The organism is Streptomyces sp. NPDC004051, assembly GCF_053604275.1.
In genome coordinates this window covers 49,575-71,085 of record NZ_JBSGHG010000005.1, presented here as the reverse complement: position 1 = coordinate 71,085, position 21,511 = coordinate 49,575, and the positions used below count along the sequence as shown (strand labels likewise).

Sequence of the window (21,511 nt, the reverse complement as noted above, 5' to 3'; positions counted from 1 at the left end):
CTCAGCGCAGCTCGTCCGGGCACGGCGTGCCGCGCGGCACGGTGTACGGCGCCGCCAGCCGGTAGGTGCCCGGCTTCGGCGCGATCAGCACCGTCCACTGGTCGCCGTTGGCGTCCTCCTCCGTCTCCATCAGGCAGCCGTTGACGTTGTCGTACGTCTTCGGCACGTCCTCCGCGCCCCCGGCGCCGTCCCCGTCGGAACGCTCCTCGGACTCCGCCGTCTCCTGCGGCGGCTGCAGCTTGTCGCCCTCCGCGTCGACGATGCTCAGCCACGGCGAGTACGGGATGCGCACGAGGATGCGGCCCGCCTCCTCGACCCGCAGCGTCATCCCGCCCTGCGCGGCCAGCTCCACGACCGTGTTCGGCTCGGCCAGCGGGGTCGGCTCGCTCACCTCGAACAGCTGCCAGTTCGCGTCGCCCCAGACCTGCTTCAGATAGGGCAGCCCCCGCTGCACCAGCTCCCGCTCCCGCTGACCGCCGTCACCGTCCGGCTCGTCCTTCGGCAGCACCACGAAGTGCACCGCCCAGCGCTTCAGCCATTCGTGGTAGTTCGCCGAGTTGAGCGTGTCGTCGTAGAAGAGCGGATTGCGCTCCATGTCGGCCTGCCGGTTCCAGCCCCGGGCCAGATTGACGTACGGCGCGAGCGCCGAGGCCTCGCGGTGCGAACGCGCCGGCACGACCTCCACCCGGCCCTTTTCGGCACCGACCTCCTGGAGCTCGTTGACCAGCGGCGCCAGCTCGCGCGCCCAGGACGCGGCGGGCGTGGTGTTGACGACGTCGTCGACCGACTTGAAGCCGATCCACCCGACGAACCCGACGGACGCCACGACGAGCGCGTACCACCTGAGGCTCCGCGGCACCGTGAACGGCACCGCCGCCACCAGCGCCATCCCGGCGAACAGCATCGCCAGCCGCGTCATGTTGGAGCCGATCTGCGAGCTGACCAGCCAGACCAGCACCACACCCAGCCCGTACACCGCGGCCGTGATCCGGACCGTGAGCCACTCCCGGGGCACCAGGACGGCCACCAGGACGGAGAACACCAGCGGCAGGACCACCGAGCCGAACCCCATCGGCTGCGTCCCCGAGAACGGGAACATCCAGGCCGACACCGCCACCACCGCGGTCGGACCCAGCCCCAGCGCCCACGCCCCCGGCCGCCGTTTCTGCAGGAACAGCGCCACCGCCACCAGCCCCACGAACAGGCCCGCGACCGGTGAGGACATCGTGGCCAGTGCCGCCAGCGGCGCCGCGCACAGCGCCTTCGCCCAGCGCTTGTAACGCCAGCGGTGCGGCCAGCAGAACACCACGGCGACCGCGGCCAGCCCGAACATCACGCCCAGCCCGAACGTCACCCGCCCCGAGGCCGCGTTGCCCAGCAGCCCGAACACGCCCGCGAGCGCCGCCCACAGGGGATTGCGCAGACCGGGCAGACCGCGGATCAGCAGCATCGTCAGCAGCGCGGCCGACGCCGTCCCCGCGAGCATCATCGTCGTCCGCACCCCGAGCAGCGACATCAGGTACGGCGACACCATGCTGTACGACACCGGGTGCATACCGCCGTACCAGGCCAGGTTGTACGCGGAGTCGGGGTGCCGGCCGACGAACTCGGCCCAGGCGTCCTGCGCCGCGAGGTCGCCGCCGCTGTTCGCGAACGTGAAGAACCAGACGATGTGCAGCACGCCGGCGAGAGCGGTGACGGACAGCACCGGATGCCGTAGCACCCGGGCCCGCACCGCGCGGACGGCGGCACCGGAACGGGAGACCCGCGCGGGGGCGGAGCCGTGCTCAGGGTCGGGTGCGCCGCCCGGCGGCCGGTCCGCCTCCGGTGCGGGTATTCGCGGACCGGGCCCCGGGCCCGGATCGGCGTCGTCGGCGCGTGTCGGCTCCGCAGTGGCCACCTGAAGGCACTCCCCGTGTCCCGTCTTCTGTTCGCGTTCCGTCCGGCGGTCGAGGCCGTCCGCCCTGGCGCCGGCATCCGTGTCCCGGTCACCGGCGACCTGCCCGTTTCGTGACGCTAGCACGCACCCCGCCGACCGGAGCCCAGGACGGGCGCCGGTCGGCGGGGTGCGATGCCCGCCGCTCACCGTGGAGCGGGGTGGATCAGCCGAGACGCGTCAGCTTGTCCGAGAAGCCCGGCTCCACGAGGTCCTCCTGGAGCGCGACCGGGACCTTGACGGCGGCGCTGTTCTTGCCGTCGCCCACGGTGAGCGTGCCCACCTTCGTACCGGCCTTCTCGGTGTGCGGCAGGGCGTCGGCGGAGAGGTTCAGCTTCACCTCCAGGCCGACCCAGCCGACCGCGGTGACGTCCTTGGTGACGACGACCGGGGTGCGACCGCCGAACCGGTCGTCGACGTACCCGACGACGTCGCCCTTCTTCAGGATCTTCTCCGAGGTCGGCATGTCCTGTGCGGCGAGCAGTGCGGTCTTGCTGACCGCGTTGACCAGGTCGAGGGTCGACTGTGCCTTGCGCTGGCCGAGGATCGCGCCGACGATGGTCACCGTCTGGCCGTCGACCTTCTTACGGGTGGCGAAGAGCAGGTTGCCGCCGGCCGCGGTGGTGTTGCCGGTCTTGAGGCCGATCGCGCCGATGGTGAAGGGCAACTCGTTGTGGTTGCTCCAGTACTTGCCGGTCGGGTCCGTCCAGCTGGCCACACTGGTGATGTCCACCATGGCCGGGATCCTCATGGCCGCGATGCCGAGCTTCACCTGGTCCTCGGCGGTGGAGACGGTGGTCTTGTTCAGACCGGACGGGTCGGTGTATGTCGTGTCGGTCATCCCGAGCTCCTTGGCGGTGGCGTTCATCTTCTCGACGAACGCCTCCTCGGAGCCCGCGTCCCAACGCGCCAGCAGGCGGGCGATGTTGTTCGCAGAGGGGATCATGACCGCGGACAGGGCCTGCTTCTGGGTGAGGAATTCGCCGGCCTTGACGGTGTCGAGGGTGGACTCGCCCTGCTGGTGGTAGCCGCCCTCCTTCTCCGCCGTCGGGTCGATCTCGATCTTCGGGCCTTCCTCGCCCGGCTTCAGCGGGTGGTCGCGCAGGATGACGTACGCGGTCATGGTCTTGGCGACCGAGGCGATGGCGGCCGGCTTCTGCTCGCCGAAGTGGCCCATCGTGCCGATGCCGTCGACGCTCATCCAGCCCTGGCCCTCGTCCGGCCAGGGCAGCTTCACCTGGTCGCCGTCGAAGGTGTGGGTGTCCTCGGCGGTGAGTTCGAGCGTGGGGGCGGGAAGCGGGCGCATGTTCTGCACGACCGCAAAGACGATCACCAGCAGAATGACCAGCGGCGTCCAGATCTTGACCCGCCGCACGGCCGTCCGCAGCGGGGTCTCCGGCGGCGGCGGGGTGTTGGTCAGCTCGGCCAGCAGATCCAGCGGCGGCTTGGGCGGCAGCGGCTGCTGCCTCGTCAGCTCCGGCCCGACCTGCGGGACCGAACGGGTGGCCTCGGCGGGGGGAGTGACGGGCGACGCGGGGGCGGGCGACGCGGAGGGCGGTACCCGGAGCGCGGTGGTGACGGAGTCCCCGAGCTTCGGGGCCTTGCGCACCTCGGGGTCGTCCAGGTCCTTCAGCGGCACGAACTTGCTGGTGCGCTCGGCCGCGGACTCGGGCTGGGGGGCGGTGTCCGCCGCCTTGTCGGCGGCCTTGTCCGCAGCCTTGTCGCCCTTGTCGGCCTTCTTGGCCGCGTCGCCCAGCTTCAGCATGGTGGTGGGCTGATCGACGGCGGGCGCGGAGGGGCGCGGGGCCTTGAAGACGGCGGTGGGCTGATCGGTGCGGGGCGCCTCGGGAGCAGCCCCCTCGGCGTCCTCGGCATCCTCGGCGTCGGTCTCGTCGGCCCCGGCGGCGGACTTGGCGTCGACGTCGTCGGTGCCGCTCGCCTTGTCCGCACCGGCCTCGGGCGCGGCCTCGTCCGCCTCGTCCGCCTTGTTCGCCTTGTTCGCCTTGTTCGCCTTGTCGGTCCCGGGTGCCGTGTCCGGGTCGGTGCCGTCGCCGCCGTCATCGGCGGCGGGAGCGTCGGCGTCCTCGGCGTCCTCGGCGTCCTCGGCGTCCTCGGTGTCCGTGGCATCGGCGGTGCGGGCGACGGCGGGGGTCGTGTCGGCGTCGGCCTCCGCGTCGGCGTTCGGCGCGTCGGCGCCGTCGGCCTCGGAAGGCTTGCCCGAGCCCTCGTCGAGGCTCTCGCCGCCCTCCTGCTCGTCCGTGCCGTCCGCGCCGTCCGTGGCGCCCTTGTCGGCGTCCTCGGTCTTCTGGGGGCCCTCCGCGCCCTTCCCCGGCCCGTCCTGCTCCGACGGCTCCGCCTCGTCCGCCGACCGCACCCACGAGGCGGCTACGGCCCGCAGTGGCCCGTCACCATCCGTAGCGGAATCGTCACGCCCGCCGGACGCGGCTCCCTCGGCCCCGGAGCCCGACCCGGCGGAATCCGGGGCCGCCCCGTCCTCCGTCTCGTCCTCCTGCTCGTCGGTCTGCGCGTCGCGCACCGACAGCACCCGGGTGGCGGTATCGACGCCCCCCGCGGAGCCCTTGGCCGACGCGGACGACTCCGACGACTCCGACGGCGCCGATGCCGACGCCGCGTCCCGACTCACCGTCAGGCGGGGGTCCCGCTTCTCCGCGGAGCCCTCCGCCTCACTCCTGGCCTCGGGAACCGGGCCCGCGCTCCCCGGCGTCGGTTCTGCCGACGACTCGCGCTGCTTCGACCTGTCGGGGGACTCGCCCGCCACCGATGCCTCCTCCGTGCGCCGCGCGTCAGCGCGTACGCCTAACCGAACCGTGAATCCGCAATTCGCCCGCCCGGACGACGCTCAGCGGCGCTGTCCGAACCATGTACCAGTGTCCTGTGTACGGGCTTCCCCCACGTGGTAGACGAGAACGACATACCTGCCGGTTCCCTCACGAACCGGTCACGCGCCCTCGACAGACCAATGTGAGAGGGGTCACCCTGTCATTCATCCACGCGGGGAGGCATGGATGGGCAGGAGCCGAAGAACACTTCCGGAAGAGCTTTTGCTGCTGGCACTGGACCCGGCCACGGGTACCACTGCGCAGCCGCAGTCGCTCGACCTCGGTCTGGCCGGAGCGCAGCTAGTGGAGCTGGCACTGGCCGGACGGATAGCCCCGGACGGGGATCGTATCGCCGTGGTGGTGCCACGGCCGACTGGAGATCCGACTTTGGACAGCGCGTTGGAGTTGCTGCGCAGGCGCGGCGCTCCGGTCCGGGCCGTCCACTGGATCGGCGGGCCCCGTCTCGGGCTCCGCCAGACCTACCTCTCGCATCTGGAGCGGTGCGGCATGGTGCATGCCGTGGCCGGCCAGATGTGCGGGGTGTTGCCGACGACTCGCTACCAGGCGACGGACACCGAGATCAGCCGGGAGATCAGGGCCCGGCTGGACTCCGCGATCCGCACCGGCGTGCCGCCGGACCCGCGGACCGCGGCGCTCGCCGCACTGGCGCACGCGGTGGGCCTCGGCAAGCACCTGTACCCGGGGAACGAGGGCCGCTCCTCGCGTTCCCGGTTGCGGGACCTGATCCGGCACGACCCGATGGGCGGCCTGGTGGCGCATGCCGTGATGGACGTGCAGAACGGCGTGGCGGCCCAGCCACGCCGTGGCGCGGCCCCGGCGGGCGGCCGTCAGACCACCACCGGCGGCCGGGGCGGACCGGAACCCGCCCGAGGGGTACCGGCCCAGCCGCGCCACGGATCCATGGCGCGCGCCGCCGCCCACTAGGCCGACGGCCGGGCCCCCGGGGCCCTTGGTCGGCCACGGCACCGCAGACCCGGTCACGGGAGCCGCTGTTCGAGCGGGGCGGAGAGAGTTCACGGCTCTCTCCGCCCCGCTCGGCATGCCGCGAACCGGCGGACGTCACGACCGACCGCAACCGACCGACGTTACCCGCCCGCTCCGGTCCACGGCGTCACCACACCGTGAACTGCCGGACAGTGGTCGCATATCCACTGTTTCCCAGCGGTGGGAAGCACCTTGGTGGCAGTCTGCTCAACACCAGATACGCAAAGTGGCATGTACGAGTAAGTGCGAGGCACGCAGCCGGAGGTGCACGTCCCGTGGCGTCCAATGTCAATCCCACCGTCAGGCGACGCCGGCTGGGCCAGGAGCTCCGCAGGCTCCGCGAGCTCAAGGGCATGACGGCCGAGGAAGTGGCGGAACGACTGCTGGTGTCGCAGTCGAAGATCAGCCGGCTGGAGAACGGCCGGCGCAGCATCAGCCAGCGTGACGTCCGCGACCTCTGCGGCGTCTACGAGGTGGAGGACCAGCGGATCGTCGAGTCGCTGATGCAGATGGCCAAGGACTCGCGCCAGCAGGGCTGGTGGCATGCCTTCGGCGACATCCCGTACAGCGTCTACATCGGCCTGGAGACGGACGCGGAGTCGCTCAGGGTCTACGAACCGCAGATCATCACCGGACTGCTGCAGACCCGGGCGTACGCCGAGGCGATCGTCCAGGGCGGTTCGCCCGAGTCGTCCGACCAGGAGAACGACAAGCGGGTCGAGGTGCGCCTGCGCCGACAGGGCCGGATCACCGCCGACAAGGACCCGTTGCGGCTGTGGGTGGTCCTGGACGAGGCCTCGCTGCGCCGGGTCGTCGGGAGCAAGCAGGTCATGCGCGAACAGCTGGAACACGTCATGGAGTTGTCCCAGCTGCCGCACATCACCGTGCAGGTGCTGCCGTTCGAGGTCGGCGCGCACTCCGGCATCAACGGCCAGTACTCCATCCTGGAGTTCGCGGACGCGGCCGACTCGAGCGTCGTCTACATCGAGGGCGTGACCAGCGACCTGTACCTGGAGAAACCGCACGACGTGCAGAAGTACACCGTGATGTACGAGCACTTGAGGGCGCAGTCCCTGAACGTGGAACAGTCCCGCCAGCTCGTGGAGAGCGTCGCGAAGGAGTACGCGCGCTGACCTGCTGACGGGAAGGGCGGGATGCTACACCGCTGCCATGCCTGACTGGAAGTATCTCCTGGAATATGCCACCCGGTCGAGTGAATGGCCACGCCGGAAAAGGATGCCGACCAGTAGCGTCGATCACGCCAACCACGCACGACGGTTGGCGAAATCCGTTCTGCGGGTACCTGCCGGAATGCGCAGCCCGGTGACAGCAACTCAGCAACTGGCTACGGAGCGAACATGGCAATTCGTCTGGGCGCCACGGAAACGTGGACGACGTCCTCCTACACCAACAACAACGGCGCGTGCGTGATGGTCAGGTCGACCACCGAGGCGGCACTGGAACTCGGGGACACCAAGGTTCCCGAGGGCCCGAAGCTGGCCTTCCCCACGGACGCGTGGAACGCTTTCGTGGCCTCGGTGAAGGTCTGAGAAGACCGTGAGGGTCTGAGAAGACCGGAGCCGGACAGAGCTCCACGGAGCCCTCTCGACGAGACCGCCGTCCTTGCCGAGAGGGCTCGGTCCGTCCCGTCACCCTCTCGGCACGGCGAACGCCTCCCCGCGACTCGCCTCACCGCAGCACGCTGCCCCAGCGGTTCAGCGGCTCAACGGCTCAACGGCTCAACGGCTCAACGGCTCAACGGCTCAACGGCTCAGCGCACCGGAAAAGCGACGTCGCACACCGGATCCTCGGCCCCGGCGGCCTCCCAGTCCGCGAAGTACACCTCCCTGCACGGACCCGCGGCCACCAGCCCCTCGGCCACCATCCACTGCTCCACCGCCTCGAACGCGGCCAGGATCTGCGGATGAGCCACCTGCGCCTTGGCGATCCGGGTGCGGGCCAGCCGCCGGGCCGGCTCCACCCTCACCGTCGTCTCCCACGCCCGGCCCCGCGCCTCGGCCCAGGCCCGCGCCGCCGCCTCGTCGGCGACCGGCACACACGCCTCGGCAGGACCGTCGCTCTCCATCGACACCTCGGAGTGGTAGGCGACGAACGGCGCCCCGGCCACGCCCCCGCACTCCGCGGCGCCCCGCTCCAGCCGTTCCAGCGCCGCCCCGATCCACGCGGGCAACTCGTCCGCCAGCGTGTGCCGCGTCTCGGTGATCAGCACCTGCTGCGGCACGTCCACCGTCTCGACCGCGAACTTCCCGTACATCTCGGAACTCCTCCCAGAGAGCCGTCCACGGAGGAACGCGGCCAGGGTCCGCTGCCCGGCGACCCGGGCCTCGACGTCCGCCCAGTAGGCGGTGAGCCGGTCGGCCGCGGCCGCACCGTCGTCCGCGTCGAGAACCTCGGCGATCCGGGCGAGCGGCATGTCCAGCTGCCGCAGCAGCGCCACCGTACGGGCCCGCTCGACCTGGCCCGTCCGGTAGTACCGGTAACCGGTGACCTCGTCGACCCGCGCCGGCGCCAGCAGCCCCAGCCGGTCGTACAACCGCAACGCCTTGGCCGACAGCCGTGCCCGCGCCGCGAACGCGCCGATACCGAGCAGTTCCCCGCTCTCCGGGGCCGTCCTTGGGTCCACCGCGCCATCCTCCGTCGTCGGGCGGCCCGTCCGCCCGACGACACGAACGCTGGACCCTGCCCCAGGGGCAAGGTCAACGCGGCCCCCGGAACCGGACGCGGGGGCGTCGGCCCTTGAAAGGGGGTGCTAGCCGAGCGCGCCCTCGACCGCCGCCACGAGCTCCGCCGCCTCCGGCTCGGTCTGCGGCGAGAAGCGGGCGACGACCTCGCCGTCCCGCCCGATCAGGAACTTCTCGAAGTTCCAGCGGATGTCCCCGCTGTGCCCCTCGGAGTCCGCGAAGCCGACCAGCCGCTCGTACAGCGGGTGCCGGCCCTCCCCGTTGACCTCGACCTTCTCGGTCATCGGGAAGGTCACCCCGTACGTCGCGGAGCAGAACTCGGCGATCTCCTCCGAGGTGCCCGGCTCCTGCCCCATGAACTGGTTGCAGGGCACCCCGAGCACCGTGAAGCCCCGTGCCGCGTACTTCTCGTGCAGCAGCTCCAGCCCGGCGTACTGCGGTGTCAGCCCGCACTTGGAGGCCACGTTCACCACCAGCACGACCTGCCCCGCATACCGCCCCAGCTTGGCGGACCCACCGCTCAGAGCACCGATCTCGACATCGAGGGGAGAAGAAGACATCAGTCCTGTACCTTTCCTTCGGATTCCGTGCAGCGCCCCTCCGTCCGAGGAGGAGGCGAAGTGCACCCCGAGTCCGTTCCGACCCGCACACGGGCGCGGGCCCGTGCCGTTCACCTCACCTGGCCCCGCCCCGAGGGTCGCTGCCGCTGCCCAATGTACTGACGCACGACACCGGGGACGGCACCTCCATCCCGACACGGCCGGGGTGCGCTGCCACGGACGCTGCCGATCCCGACCGGGCACCGGTGCGACGGCCCGTGGTGCTGTCACGGCCTCGCCCCCCGACACGGCGATCGGACTGCTTGCCGTGATCCGTGAACGCCGGGGCCGCGTCGACGGGACCGTGTGCGCGACCACCATGCGCCCGTGCCCCGACCGCGCAGGAGTCGCCCGAACCACCGACCGAAAGTGCACGGGTTCCTGCCCGGCCCCCACCTGGACAGGCAGGGAACAGGCAGGGAACAGGCAGGGGCCGACCTGTGGTCGGCCCCTGCCTGTCGCCCCGTCTACGGCTTGCGCCCCACCCCGCAGAAGGCGTCCACGGCCTTCACGTCGTCCTCGTCCGGCGCATCGGCCTCCGGCCGCCACTCCGGGACCCGGACGACGCCCGGCTCCACCAGTTCCAGGCCGTCGAAGAAGCCGGCGATCTCCTCGACCTCACGGACGTAGTACGGCACGGCGCCGCTCGCGTTGTAGGCGTTCGAGGCCGCGATCATGCCCTCGCTCGTGGCCGTGCTGTCGCTGATCACCAGGTAGCTTCCCGAGGGGAGCCCCGCCATGAGCCGGCGCACCAGATCACGTGCCTGCTCGTAGTCGGCGACGTGGCCGAGCGTGTTGAGGATCATCAGTGCGACGGGCCGGGACATGTCCAGCGTCCCGGCGGCGGCCCGCAGGACGGACTCCGGGTCGTAAAGGTCGGCGTCCAGGTAGTCGGTCCGGCCCTCGGGGGTGCTGGTCAGCAGGGCGTTGGCGTGGGTCAGCACGATCGGGTCGTTGTCGACGTACACGATCCGCGCGTCCGGAGCGACGCGCTGCGCCACCTGGTGCGTGTTGTCGGCGGTCGGCAGCCCCGTACCGATGTCCAGAAACTGCCGTATCCCCTGCTGCCCCGCCAGATGGCCGACGGCCCGCCCGAGGAACCGCCGACTGGTGTGGGCCACGTCGACCAGCCCGGGGAAGATGCCCTTGATCTGGTCCCCGATCTCCCGGTCGACCTTGTAGTTGTCCTTGCCCCCGACGAAGTAGTTCCAGAACCGCGCCGAGTGCGGCTTCGTCGTATCGATGCGGGCACGTGTCTCGAAACCGGCACTGTCCGGGGTGGTGTCCTCCGACACGGCTGGGCCTCCTGTGGTGAGCACGATCAGTGCGCTCAACGTAGGCGAACGTGACCGGATTTCACCCTGGTTGGCGTCAAAACCAGCGACCGAAGCACTTGTTCCAGCCACTTCACCGCGCAGCAGAACGCCTGTTGCTACACCGAAGGCCCCGAGCGGGTCTTCAGGCCGTCGACGAAGGCGGCGAACACCGGAGCGGGGACGGAGAAGACGGCGCGAGTCGGGTCCTTCGAGTCGCGGACGGCTGTGCGGGCGGTCATCCGGCTCCTCACACCTCCTCGGTCGGCTCATGGATGAGGGCACGTGACTGATGCGGTCTGGTCCACAGATATCGGCAACGGCTCGGACCCGAGTGCGGTCGGGTGGTGTGGTGTCCGGCCCGCGCCGGCGGTCTACGCGGGCAAGGGGCGGTCGTCGACGACGTTCTTCATGACGAGGGTGGAGGTCAGGCGCTGCACTCCGGGCAGGCGGGCGAGCTGCTGGTCGTAGAGCTGCTGGTAGGCGGTGAGGTCGGTGGTGGCGACCCGCAGGAGGTAGTCGGGTTCGCCGAAGAGGCGTTGGGCCTGGAGGACGTGCGGGATGGCGCTCACTGCTTCCTCGAAGGAGGTGACGGTGTCGGGATCCTCCCAGCGCAGCGTGGCGAAGACGAGGGTTTCGAAGTGGAGGCCGACGGCGGCGGGGTCGACCATGGCGCGGTAACCGCGGATCGCGCCGTCGCGTTCGAGGTCGCGCAGGCGGCGGTGGCAGGGCGAGACGCTCAGCCGCACACGTGCGGCGAGTTCGGTGACCGTGAGACGGCCGTCCATCTGCAGCTCAGCAAGAATCTTCCGGTCCAGGGCGTCCATGGAGGAGATTCTCCTCCGGCGGGCGGGATCCCGGGGCAAAGACGGGAACACCTTCGGGCCGGTCCGGCCTAGCCTCGCTTGCGTAGTCGGATATGCAAGAGAGACGGATCCATGGACGCGACCACGCTGGCGGCTTTTCTGGCGGTGGACCTCCTGCTGGTGTGCACCCCGGGGGCGGACTGGGCCTTCACGATCTCGGCGGGCCTGCGGGAGCGCTCGGTCCTCCCGGCCGTGACCGGGCTGCTCGCCGGGTACGCGGGCTACACGATCCTGGCCGTCGCGGGCCTGGTCGTGATCGTGGCGAGCTCGCCGGTCGTGCTCACCGCGTTGACCGTCGCCGGAGCCGGCTACCTGGTCCGGCTGGGCTGGAACGTGCTGCGCCGGCCGGCCGTCCTGGCGGCCTCCGAGGAGACGGCCGGCGCCTCCCGGAGGCAGGTGATGCTCAAGGGCGCCGGGATCAGCGGCCTGAACCCCAAGGCGCTGCTGCTGTACTTCTCGCTGTTCCCGCAGTTCATCGACCCCACCGGCGGCTGGCCCGTAGCCGCGCAGACCGGCCTGTTCGGCACCCTGCACATGGCCGCCTGCGCGCTGGTCTACCTCACGGTCGGCGTCCTCGCCCGCACCGTTCTGAAGACCCGGCCCTCCGCGGCCCGGGCGGTCACCCGCGCCTCGGGCGCCCTCATGATCGGCATCGGTGTCGTCCTGCTCGCGGAACGCCTGGCCGCCTGACCGGGCCCGCCCCACCGGACACCGACCGGTGGCGTCCTCACGACAGGTCGGTGCGTCCCAGCCAGGCGGGCTTGACCGGGACCCCGTCCGCGTACCGCTCGATCTGCTGTTCCGCAGGCTCGGGTGCTGCGGCGACGGGGGCACTCGGCGCCTCCGCCACAGGTTCCGGGACAGGCTCCGGCACGGTTTCCACGGCGGGTTCCGGCACGGTTTCCGGCGCAGGTTCCGGGGCGGGGGGTGCGGCGGAGTCCTCGATCAGTTCCGCCACCGTGAACCGGGTGACGAACGACTGCCACGCCCCGTCCACGACGAGCAGGAACCCGTCGTCCTGCCGCAGGAGCCGACGGCGCTTGGGGCTCCTGGGGTGCGGAGGCGAGTAGCTCCGTGCCCGCCGTTCCAGCTCCGCGAGTGCCTCCTCACGCTCTCCGGTGACGTGAGCGAGCACGTATGCCTCGGTGTGCTTGCGTTCTCCGGCACCCATGGTCGTCTCGATGACCAGTCCCCAGGTCGTTATGCCCTTCGCCCCCTCGTCCGCCTCGTCCGCCTCGTCCATCTTGTCCCCGCCTCCGCAGCGCCCCGGCCGTTCGACGGCGGAGCTATTCCACGTCGACACCGTAGTCGCGGACCAGTTCCTCCAGGCCGCCCCGGTATCCCCGGCCTCCGGTGACGAAGTCCCAGTCGCCGTTCGCGCGGCGGCGGAAGGACCCCAGGACGAGGGCGGTTTCGTCCGGGCGGCCCTCGGAGACCGGCAACTGGCCGAGCGGGGAGCCCTCGGAGTCCAGCAGTCGGATGCCGGCGTCGGCGAACCCGGACAGGTCGGCCCCGGGGTTGGCCACGGGGTCGACCGCGGCGATGACGACGAGGCGGTCGGCGTGGGCCGGCAGGGCGTCGAAGGAGACCTGGACGGCGGCCCTGTCCGGTGCGACGGGGACGAGCGTGCGCACCGTGCCGTCGGGTGTGCGGGGATTGTTGTAGAAGACGAAGTGGTCGTCGTCCAGGACCCGGTTGCCGTGGCAGACGAGCGCGCACACGTCGAGGGCGACGTTGCCCGACCAGTACATGCCCAACACGTTGTGGTCGTCCGCGCCGGTGTCGCTGCCGGTGTCGCTGCCGGTGCCGGTGTCACCGCCGGTGTCACCGGCGGTCTCGCTGTCCGGTGCCGTCCGCCGGTCGGGCACCGGGCGTTCGCCGCCGCCCAGGCGTCCGCGCAGCCCGTGGCGGTGCAGCAGGTCGACCAGTTCGGAGCCCGCGACCAGTTCCAGGGGCTTGCCGTTGGCGAAGGTGTGCGAGCCGGGGCCGAACGAGGAGGTGGTGACCAGGACACCCTTGTTGGCGCCGGCGTCCTGGACGGTTCCGTACAGGTCGCGGACGGCGGTCGGGGGGACCGTGTTGCGGTAGCGCTTGACCTGCACGACGATCTTGCCGCCGCGGATCGGGGCCGGGTCCAGCGCGTCGACGTCGACACCGCCGTCGTTCGAGCGCTGGGTGGTCACGGCCTGCATGCCCATCGCCCGGAACAGGTCGGCGACCAGCGTCTCGAAGGCGATGGGGTCCATCTCGTACAGATCCGGTTCCCCGCCGTCCCCATGGGTGACGACGCCGTTGCCGACGTCCTCGGGAAGCCGGCCGGGCCGCACGGACGCGTACTGGTCGGGGCGCGAGGACAACTGCCCCCGGAGGCCGTCCACCAGGCAGTTGACCGCGTTCACCTGCTCCAGGTGCAGCGCGGCGAACGTCGAACGCGAAGCCATGACGGTGCCGAGGAACATGGGCACCCGTCTGCCGGTCACCGGGTCGTGATCGTCCACGAACCCGTTCAGCGCGACCGACTCCAGCGCGCCGAACTCGTCGGCCGCGAACAGGTCCCGCAGAACCAGCAGGAGACACTGCGCGAGCACGTCCCGGTACAGGGCGCGGCGTTGGGTGACCGGCCGGGGCGACTCCTTCACCTGGTCGGCGTTGACCATGTAGCGCGCCGACTTCGCCTCCGGGACGACGTCGTACCTGGGCAGCTCCCGGTTCAGCACCAGCTGGCGCGCCCCCGGGTCGTACGCCGCGGACAACTGGCGGGGCATGTCCTCCGGCCAGCCGGTCGAGGCGTAGAGGGCGGCGGAGAAGTACTCCACCACGGCCTCCGGATCCCCGCTGCGAAGCCCCGCCGCCATCTCCGCGATGCCGGCGTTGTGCCGACGGATCTCGTCCAACCGGGCCTCGGCCCACTGCTGGTACTGCGCCTGGTAGGCGGCCAACTGGTGCCGGCGCTGCGCTTCGGCGGCCTGCGCGGCATGCCAGTCGCGCTCGAACCTGGAGCGGGCCTCCGCCTGCGCCTGCGCCCGCCGTGCGGCGGTCCAGCCGCTCTGCTGCGGCTGGTAGTGATGCTGGTTCGGGTCCGGCATGGGGACGGGGTGCGCGAGCTGCCCCGGGGCGAACGCCTCGACCTGCTCCGGCCGGGTGAGCGCGCCGGACCGGAACGCCGGAGCCCGGCATCCCGTCGTCAACAGGCCCTGCAACGCCTCGACCTGCGCGTCGAGTTCCTGCGTACGACGCCGGGCCTCCGCTTCGCGCTGCTCCCGGTACGCCGCTCTCCGCTCACGGTAGCTGCGTGTGATCTCCCGCTGGTGGGCGCGATGTCGCCGCTCCTGCTCCCGTTGGAACCTGGCTTGCGCCTCCTGTTGACGTTGCTGTTGGCGTTGCGCCTCGGCCCAGACGGCGACCAACCCATTGGAGCGACGGCTCATGCTCGACAGGCCCTCCCCACCGGCGACCCGGCATGCGCGCACCAGGCTCCGGCCCCGTAACCAGCAGTGATGAAAAGACTTTAGTCGGCAACCAACCACGCGCCCACACGCTTGCTTCAGACTGCCTTCACTTCGTCTCCACCGCCCCGGTGCGCCCGCGTCCGCAACGGCGGTGGCGGGCGGCTTCGCGGACGCCGGTTCCGCCGCCGCTCGCACTCGGGAGCGTCGACTCGAACCTGTGCCGGAGGTCTTGTGCCCCCGTGTGGCGTGTGGCACAGTCCAGCGCCACCGAGTGTCAAAAAATGACATCCAGTGCCATACGCTCCGGGAGCCCCGTTGTGAAACAGCAGCGAACCGCGCAGGACGGCACCGACGCCCTGCACGCCACGGCGAGCCGCAAAGCGGCCTTCCGTCTCTTGCCGATCCTGTGCCTCACGTACTTCATGGCGTTCGTGGACCGCACCAACGTCGGGATGGCCAAGACGTCACTCGAAGCCGACGTGGGCATCAGCGCCGCGGCGTACGGGGTCGGCGCCGGCATCTTCTTCCTGAGCTACGCGCTCCTGGAGGTGCCCAGCAACCTGATCATGTACCGGGTCGGACCGCGGCGCTGGATCACCCGGATCGCCGTGACCTGGGGACTGCTCTGCTCCTGCATGATGTTCGTGCAGGACGAACTGTCCTTCTACGTCATCCGGTTCCTGCTCGGCGCGGCCGAGGCCGGCCTGTACCCGGCGCTCATGTACACCGTCACGCTCTGGTTCTCGCAGAGGCAGCGGGTGACCGTGGTCGGGATCCTCTACCTCGCCGTGTGCGCCGGTTTCGCGCTCGGAGCCCCCCTCGGCGGCGCTCTCATGGAGCTCCACGGAGCGGGCGGACTGTACGGCTGGCAGTGGATGTTCCTCGTCGAGGGCCTGCTCACCGTGGTCGTCGCCTACTTCGTGTGGCGCCTCGTGCCCGACCGGCCACAGGACGCGAAGTGGCTGACGGCGCGGGAGGCCGCGGTGCTGAACGAGCGCGCGGTCGTGCGGACCGCCCCGGGGCACGGCACCCTGAAGGGCAACGCCAGGATCGCCTTCGCCCGGCCGTTCATCCTCGCGCTGTCCCTGATCTACTTCGCGAACCAGGTCAGCAGCGTGGCGATCCAGTACAACTTCCCGTCCATCGTCGAGAGCCTCGACGTCGAGGGGTCCTTCCTGATCGGTGTGGTGAGCGGCAGCGCCGGCATCGCCTCGTTCATCGGCGTGCTCGCAATCCCGTGGATCCAGCGCCGCGTGCGCAACGAGATCCGGGTCCTGACGTACGTGACGCTCGCCACGGTCCCGGTGGCGATCGCGTACAGCCTCTCCGACGGCGCCGTCCTGCGCATTCTGCTGATCGACGCCGCGATGCTGCTGCTGGTCGGCATCCTCCCGCTCTACTGGTCGGTCGCGATGGCGAGGATGTCCGGGCTGATGGCCGCGGCCGGGCTCGCGTTCATCAACACGGTCGGGCTGCTCGGCGGGTTCGTCGGCCCCTACCTGTACGGACTCGCCGAGGGCCGGGGGAGCGAGTCCGCCGGACACGCCGTGCTCGTGGGCGCCGCCGTCCTCGGCGTGCTGCTCCTGCCGGTGCTGCACCGGACGGTGCGCTCCGAGGACCGGCGGGCCGGCCAGGACGCCGGCCCGGTCTCTCCGGCCCGTGCGGAAGGGGTGAAGTGACCGGGCGGAACCGTGCCGTCGCCGCCCGCACCGGCCCGGCCTCCCTCCGCGACCGTGGCCATAGACTCACAGACGCACGGACTCACGACGGCTTCGCGGGAAGACGTGGAGGGGCCGAGGAGAGGGGAGGAGGGGAGGAGCCGTGGCCGAGCGGGGGCTGGAGACGAAGTACCGCATCGCGGAGACGGCGATGGCGCTGTTCCTGGAGCAGGGCTACGAGAGCGTCACCGTGGAGGCCGTCGCGGACGCGTCGCGGGTGTCACGGCGCACGGTGTTCAGGTACTTCGACGGCAAGGACGAGCTGGCCTTCCCCGATCACTCCGCGCGGCTGGAGCTGCTGGCGCGCCACCTGGTGAAGCCGACCGGGGGACGCTCGCCGGTGGACGTCGTCATCGCGGCCACCGAGGTGGTGATGCTCGACTTCCTGAGCAGGCCCGAACTGGTGCTCCAGCGCTACCGGCTGACCCGGGTCGTGCCCGAGTTGCGCAGGCGCGAGGTGCTGGAGAACGAGCGCTACGTCGCCCTGACGCGGGCGTACCTGCGTGACCGGCTGCCCCCGGACGGTCCGGCGTTCCTGCCGATGGCGCTCTCCGCGCTGATCGACGCGATGCACCGGTCGGCGCTCGGCGACTTCGCCCGCAGCGGCGGGACGGCGGACGCGTACACCGAGCTCAGGGACGGCATGGAGTGGATCCGCCGGATCCTGGCCGAGGAGCCGGCCGCCGGCAGCCCCCTGCTGTTCGCCGTGCTGCCGGACACCGCGGCCGCGCGGCACGCGCTGTCGACGCTGCGCGACGAGGCCCGGGACCTGCTCTGAACCCGGTGCCCCGCCCGCAGCCGCGTGCCGGGGGCGCGGCGCTCAGTAGCCGGTGCCCGTGTCCCCGCCGACCAGGGGCGCGGCGCCGGTGAGGCGGCCCTGGAGGTCGTCGAGGATGGTGGCGGTGGCGGTCGCGCCGAAGCGGGTGGCGCCCAGCCGGTGCAGTTCCAGCAGGGCGTCGAGCGTGCGCACGCCGCCGGCGGCCTTGACCTGGACGTGCGGGGAGACGGTGCGCCGCATCAGGGCGATGTCGTGGGCGGTCGCCCCACCGGGGGCGAAGCCCGTGCTGGTCTTCACGAAGGCCGCGCCCGCCGCTTCGGCGGCCCGGTACCCGGCGGTCTTCCGGTCGTCGTCCAGGTAGGCGTTCTCGAAGATCACCTTGACCGTGCGGCCCCGGGCGGCCTCCACGACGGCGGCGATCTCGCCTTGGGTGTACGCGGCGTCGCCGCCGCGCAGCCGGCCGATGTCGACGACCATGTCGATCTCCTGCGCCCCCAGGGCGACCAGTTCGGTGGTCTCGAAGACCTTGGCCGCGGTGGTCGCCCCGCCGTGCGGGAAGCCGACCACGGTGCCGACCGCGACCCCGCTGCCGGCGAGCGCGGTCACGGCGGCCGGTACGTCGGCCGGGCGCACGCACACCGAGGCCGTGCCGTGCTCCCGCGCGACCGCCAGGCCCGCGGCGACCTCGGCCGGGGTCAGTTCCGGCCGCAGCAGCGAGTGGTCGATCATCTTCGCCACTTCCTCGCGCGCGGGCAGCGGACCGTCCCGGCGCGCCGAGGGGATCGAGGCAGCGGACATGGTGGTTCCCTCCGGTCGTCCTAAGCTGTCTATACAGCCTATACAGGTGAGGATGGTGGTGTCGACGGACCCCGCACCGGCCCTCGGCCGCCCCGCACCGAACCGGAGAGACCGGAGAGACCGGAGGACCACGCCCGCCATGGCCGCACCGCAGCCCCTGTACGAACGCATCGAGAAGCAGCTGCGCCGCCGTCTGGCCGACGCGCGTGACGGCGACCCGTTCCCCTCGGAGCCGCGCCTGGCCGAGCAGTTCGGCGTCTCGCGGATGACCGTGCGCGCCGCCCTGGCCGGACTGGAGCGCGACGGCCTGCTGGAACGCGTGCCCGGCCGGGGCAGCTTCGTCCGCAAGGCCGCCGCCGCCCGCCCCGTCGGCACCCTGCTCAGCTTCCACGACGAGGCACTGGCGGCCGGCAGGACACCCCGCTCCCGCGTCCTGCGGGCCGGCCTGCGCCCCGCCACGCCGGCCGAGGCCGCCACGCTGTACCCGGACGCCCCCGGCGAGGACGCCACCGTGGTCGCGATCAGCCGCGTCCGGCTCTTCGACGACCTGCCCGTCGCCGTCGAACACGCCGCCTTCCCCGCGGCCCTCGACGCCCTGCTCGCCGCGGACCTGGAGACCGGCTCCCTGCACAACGCGCTGCGCCGCCTGGGCCTGCACCCGACCCTCGGCTCCTCCGTCCTGACCGCCCGCACCGCCGGCGACGACGCGCCCGAACTCGACGTGGGCGCCGACACCCCGATGCTCGTCGAGACCCGCTCCATCACCGACCAGCACGGAGCCCCGCTGGAACACACGGTCAGCTCCTACGTCGCCCACCGCTACGCACTCCAGGTCGACTTCTCCGTCGCCCGCCACGAGGTGTCCTAGCGCCGTGACCGCGCGGACGCCTCAGGCGTCCGACCCGTCGCTCCGAGCAGCTGTGGTCAGCCGGTGAACCGGACAGGATCGGCTCGCCGTCTCGGTCTGCGTGCGCGTCCTCGGCCGCTCCGCTGCTCGTCGGCCGTGAACGCCGTCGGCCCGTCGTGGTGCCGCGACGGTCGTACGGCCGCGGCGGCCGCCGCTCCCGCGCATCATGCCCCGGCCGAAGCCGAAGGGCTGCGCCACATGGGTGCCGGTGGAGAACCTTTCACTCGCACGGGCTGAAACCTGTAGCGGCTGCTGTAGACATGCGCAGGCTTCGAGGTTAATGTGTCTGTCGTAGCCAGGAAGTCGGTGAGGCGTGGCAGACACGAACTGCCCGCGCGGACACGGAGGTTCTGGCACGGCGGTGGAGTGGCGGGGCCGAAGCAGGCTCGGGGTCCCCTCGCTGACCGCCGGGCCCGGTGGCCGTAGGAGGGCCGCCGGAAGTACGCAGGTCCGCAGAAGTGAGAAGCTCGTCAGAAGGAAGAGAGAAGGAGGAGGACGCCATCAGGATCGCCCGGGCGAGAACGGTCCGCCCGGGTACCGCAGGCCCCGGAACGGAAGGTGGTCCCACGGTCACGCATCCGCGATCCCCGCACTCTCCGCCCCCCGTCGGGGGCCGGTGCGAAAACAGAAGGCCGGCATCGCAGAAAGCCGGTTGATGGTGTTACAAATCCCTCGGGGCCTTGGTGCCGTACGGCACCAAGGCCCCTCGACGCATTCCCCCCTCAGAGGTGCAGATGACCACAGACACGCCGCTCGACCGAATCGACGACGACGACTACCCCGCTTACACCATGGGACGAGCAGCGGAGATGCTCGGTACCACGCCCGCCTTCCTACGGGCCCTCGGTGAAGCCCGGCTGATCACGCCCCTGCGCTCGGAGGGCGGCCACCGCCGCTACTCCCGCTATCAGTTGCGCATCGCCGCCCGTGCCCGGGAGATGGTCGACCAGGGCACCGCCATCGAGGCGGCCTGCCGCATCATCATCCTGGAAGACCAACTGGAAGAGGCCCGGCGCATCAACGACGAACTGCGCCGCGGTGAGGTCGGGACCGGACACAAGGCGGACGCCTGACCCGCCCCCTCACAGCGGACGGCGGCCCACCAGGGCCGTGGCCGGCGGCGGGTCAGGCCGGGCCCCGCGATCCGACCCGGAACGGCGGTCCGAGGAGACGAGTCGCCGACGCCGCCGGGCCGACGATCAGACCGGTGATCGAGTCCCCTTCGGACGGCTCGGGGCTGCACCGTATGGCCGACATCCCGGCTGCGAGTGGTCATTCCCGACGCGCGTCAACCGTTTTCCCCGTCGTTCGTCCCGCCGGGCCGCCGAACAGCTCCCGGCGGATGGCGCGACGCTGCGCGGCGGTGGTCGCACCCCAGATGCCGACGTCCTCTCCCTGCTCGACGGCCCACCGGCGGCAGGCGAGCAGGGCGCGGCAACGATGGCAGACCGCACGGGCGCGAGCGACCTGGGGCTCGTTGTCCCGTTCGACCAGAGGGAAGAAGAGCTCGGGGTCCTCGCCCACGCACGCGGCGTCGCGGATCCATCCGCGTGCGGCGGGGAACGGGTCAGCGCTGAAGCGAGAAGGCCGACGGTCGTCTGGCACGGCACACCTCCGCCAGATGCCGGCTGAGCCGGCAGGTGGCTGCGGCACAGGGGTGCCGCAGGCCCGGCAGAGGTCGTGCCCACCACTGTAAAAGCGTGTCCGTGGACTTGTCAGCCCGACGGGTCCCGTACGGGCTCGGCCGGGGAAGCCCCGCTGCGATGAGCCACGGCCGCCTCTCCACCGCACCGGACCGTCCACGCCCTGTGCCGGGCTCTCCCGTCGGTCAGACGGACACGGGGGCGCCGAGCAGTGCGGAAGCCCGCTGGAGCGGGTCGACGATCCTCGCCTCTGCGGCCTCTGCGGCCTCTGCGGCCTCGGGGACGGTGCGGCAGGTGAAGCCGAGCCGGGCCATGGCCCTGAGGACCTCACCGCCGCTGAAATCGCGACGGTCCTGGCGGGTGACGACCTGGCCGACCTGCTTGGCGGGGTAGCGGCGGCGCCCGATGACGACGAAGTCGCCGGTGACCGGCTCGGGCTTGACGCCCTTCATCGATTCCAGCACGCCCTCCTTGGTGAGCTCGAACGGAAAGCGGGCTATGACACAACGCATGACGCCTCACAAGGAGAAGGGGAGGGGGCGACGACGCCCGGGGCGTTGCCGTGTTCGTCGACCACGGGCAGGGCCCCGAGCCGACGGTGCCGCATTGCGCGCTCGCCTCGGCCACCGCGGTCAGCGGCGAGGCGCAGGGCCCGTCGTCGTGGCGCCGGAGATGTCGCGCAGGCGGAGCCGGTCGGTGTAGCCGGAACCGTCCCGCACCGCGGTGAGCCGGGCCCGGGTGACCAGGTCGATGTACTGGCCGTCCTCGTCACAGACGACGAGGTGACCCGTGCGGGCGGCGGCCATGACGGACAGCGCCACCTCGACGGTCATGTCGTCCCAGACCTGAGGCCCGGCCGGGTCCATGGCGTCGGCGACCGTCCTGGGCACGGTGTCGGTGCTCGTTGAGCGGGAATGCATCTGGACCAGCGTCAAGAGGTGCCTCCTGCAGAGATGG

At 71.4% G+C, this 21,511-nt stretch carries 20 protein-coding genes and 1 pseudogene; 8 read left to right on the top strand and 13 right to left on the bottom strand.

All coding sequences use genetic code 11. The annotated features are described in order from the left end of the window. Position 1 precedes the first annotated feature (1 nt). The gene (locus tag ACWEQO_RS08595) at positions 2–1,900 is read right to left on the bottom strand and encodes an MFS transporter (protein ID WP_361451913.1); all 1,899 of its coding nucleotides are present in this window, start codon (positions 1,898–1,900) and stop codon (positions 2–4) included. Between the two features lie 202 nt (positions 1,901–2,102). Next, positions 2,103–4,715 carry a D-alanyl-D-alanine carboxypeptidase gene (locus ACWEQO_RS08590; protein ID WP_452980430.1) on the bottom strand — a complete coding sequence of 871 codons (2,613 nt, stop codon included), beginning with the start codon at positions 4,713–4,715 and terminating at the stop codon, positions 2,103–2,105. Between the two features lie 247 nt (positions 4,716–4,962). On the opposite strand from ACWEQO_RS08590, the gene ACWEQO_RS08585 reads away from it, so the two are divergent. From ACWEQO_RS08585 to ACWEQO_RS08575, 3 genes are all read left to right on the top strand, one after another. Further along, the gene (locus ACWEQO_RS08585) at positions 4,963–5,721 is read left to right on the top strand and encodes a GOLPH3/VPS74 family protein (protein WP_361451919.1); all 759 of its coding nucleotides are present in this window, start codon (positions 4,963–4,965) and stop codon (positions 5,719–5,721) included. 335 nt (positions 5,722–6,056) lie between these two features. Beyond that, positions 6,057–6,914, top strand: a complete 858-nt coding sequence (locus ACWEQO_RS08580; protein ID WP_361451921.1) for a helix-turn-helix domain-containing protein — start codon at positions 6,057–6,059, stop codon at positions 6,912–6,914. 225 nt (positions 6,915–7,139) lie between these two features. Continuing rightward, positions 7,140–7,331, top strand: coding sequence for a DUF397 domain-containing protein (locus ACWEQO_RS08575; protein ID WP_361451924.1), 192 nt, complete (start codon positions 7,140–7,142; stop codon positions 7,329–7,331). 221 nt (positions 7,332–7,552) lie between these two features. Here ACWEQO_RS08575 and ACWEQO_RS08570 read toward each other — a convergent pair whose 3' ends face one another. From ACWEQO_RS08570 to ACWEQO_RS08550, 5 genes are all read right to left on the bottom strand, one after another. Further along, the gene (locus ACWEQO_RS08570; protein ID WP_452980425.1) at positions 7,553–8,425 is read right to left on the bottom strand and encodes a MerR family transcriptional regulator; all 873 of its coding nucleotides are present in this window, start codon (positions 8,423–8,425) and stop codon (positions 7,553–7,555) included. A gap of 126 nt (positions 8,426–8,551) precedes the next feature. Then, the gene (locus ACWEQO_RS08565; RefSeq protein WP_452980422.1) at positions 8,552–9,043 is read right to left on the bottom strand and encodes a glutathione peroxidase; all 492 of its coding nucleotides are present in this window, start codon (positions 9,041–9,043) and stop codon (positions 8,552–8,554) included. A 506-nt stretch (positions 9,044–9,549) separates the two neighbouring features. Next, complete coding sequence (locus tag ACWEQO_RS08560; protein WP_452980419.1) at positions 9,550–10,377, bottom strand: SAM-dependent methyltransferase; 828 nt, start codon at positions 10,375–10,377, stop codon at positions 9,550–9,552. A gap of 137 nt (positions 10,378–10,514) precedes the next feature. Next, on the bottom strand, positions 10,515–10,637 hold the full coding sequence (locus ACWEQO_RS08555; RefSeq protein ID WP_452980416.1) for a DUF397 domain-containing protein: 123 nt from the start codon (positions 10,635–10,637) through the stop codon (positions 10,515–10,517). A gap of 132 nt (positions 10,638–10,769) precedes the next feature. Then, positions 10,770–11,222: an Lrp/AsnC family transcriptional regulator gene (locus ACWEQO_RS08550; protein ID WP_452980413.1), complete on the bottom strand. Its 453-nt coding sequence runs from the start codon at positions 11,220–11,222 to the stop codon at positions 10,770–10,772. A 111-nt stretch (positions 11,223–11,333) separates the two neighbouring features. On the opposite strand from ACWEQO_RS08550, the gene ACWEQO_RS08545 reads away from it, so the two are divergent. After that, a complete protein-coding gene (locus ACWEQO_RS08545; protein WP_452980410.1) occupies positions 11,334–11,951 on the top strand; it encodes a LysE family translocator in 618 nt (205 codons plus the stop codon). A gap of 37 nt (positions 11,952–11,988) precedes the next feature. Here ACWEQO_RS08545 and ACWEQO_RS08540 read toward each other — a convergent pair whose 3' ends face one another. Then, a complete protein-coding gene (locus ACWEQO_RS08540; protein WP_452980746.1) occupies positions 11,989–12,432 on the bottom strand; it encodes a hypothetical protein in 444 nt (147 codons plus the stop codon). A 115-nt stretch (positions 12,433–12,547) separates the two neighbouring features. Continuing rightward, a complete protein-coding gene (locus ACWEQO_RS08535) occupies positions 12,548–14,689 on the bottom strand; it encodes a restriction endonuclease (RefSeq protein ID WP_452980407.1) in 2,142 nt (713 codons plus the stop codon). Between the two features lie 338 nt (positions 14,690–15,027). Between ACWEQO_RS08535 and ACWEQO_RS08530 the strand changes: the two genes are divergently transcribed. After that, positions 15,028–16,389, top strand: coding sequence for an MFS transporter (locus ACWEQO_RS08530; RefSeq protein ID WP_452980404.1), 1,362 nt, complete (start codon positions 15,028–15,030; stop codon positions 16,387–16,389). 142 nt (positions 16,390–16,531) lie between these two features. Further along, a complete protein-coding gene (locus ACWEQO_RS08525) occupies positions 16,532–17,206 on the top strand; it encodes a TetR/AcrR family transcriptional regulator (RefSeq protein WP_452980401.1) in 675 nt (224 codons plus the stop codon). A gap of 42 nt (positions 17,207–17,248) precedes the next feature. Here the strand turns inward: ACWEQO_RS08525 and deoC are convergent, their stop codons facing one another. After that, entirely contained in the window at positions 17,249–18,004 is a 756-nt protein-coding gene (deoC, locus tag ACWEQO_RS08520) for a deoxyribose-phosphate aldolase (RefSeq protein ID WP_452980398.1), read from the bottom strand. Positions 18,005–18,143: 139 nt separating this feature from the next. Here deoC and ACWEQO_RS08515 point away from each other — a divergent pair, with 139 nt between their 5' ends. Together ACWEQO_RS08515 and ACWEQO_RS08510 are read left to right on the top strand one after the other, a co-directional pair. Beyond that, positions 18,144–18,872 carry a GntR family transcriptional regulator gene (locus ACWEQO_RS08515; protein ID WP_452980395.1) on the top strand — a complete coding sequence of 243 codons (729 nt, stop codon included), beginning with the start codon at positions 18,144–18,146 and terminating at the stop codon, positions 18,870–18,872. A 773-nt stretch (positions 18,873–19,645) separates the two neighbouring features. Beyond that, complete coding sequence (locus ACWEQO_RS08510; protein ID WP_361451958.1) at positions 19,646–19,984, top strand: MerR family transcriptional regulator; 339 nt, start codon at positions 19,646–19,648, stop codon at positions 19,982–19,984. A gap of 199 nt (positions 19,985–20,183) precedes the next feature. On the opposite strand, the gene ACWEQO_RS08505 is transcribed toward ACWEQO_RS08510, so the two are convergent. From ACWEQO_RS08505 to ACWEQO_RS08495, 3 genes and pseudogenes are all read right to left on the bottom strand, one after another. After that, complete coding sequence (locus ACWEQO_RS08505; RefSeq protein ID WP_452980392.1) at positions 20,184–20,516, bottom strand: WhiB family transcriptional regulator; 333 nt, start codon at positions 20,514–20,516, stop codon at positions 20,184–20,186. 223 nt (positions 20,517–20,739) lie between these two features. Next, positions 20,740–21,066: an SCO5918 family protein gene (locus tag ACWEQO_RS08500; protein WP_361451964.1), complete on the bottom strand. Its 327-nt coding sequence runs from the start codon at positions 21,064–21,066 to the stop codon at positions 20,740–20,742. Next, a pseudogene (locus ACWEQO_RS08495) lies at positions 21,051–21,489 on the bottom strand (CBS domain-containing protein). The gene ACWEQO_RS08500 and the pseudogene ACWEQO_RS08495 overlap by 16 nt, the downstream one beginning before the upstream one ends. Positions 21,490–21,511: the final 22 nt, after the last annotated feature.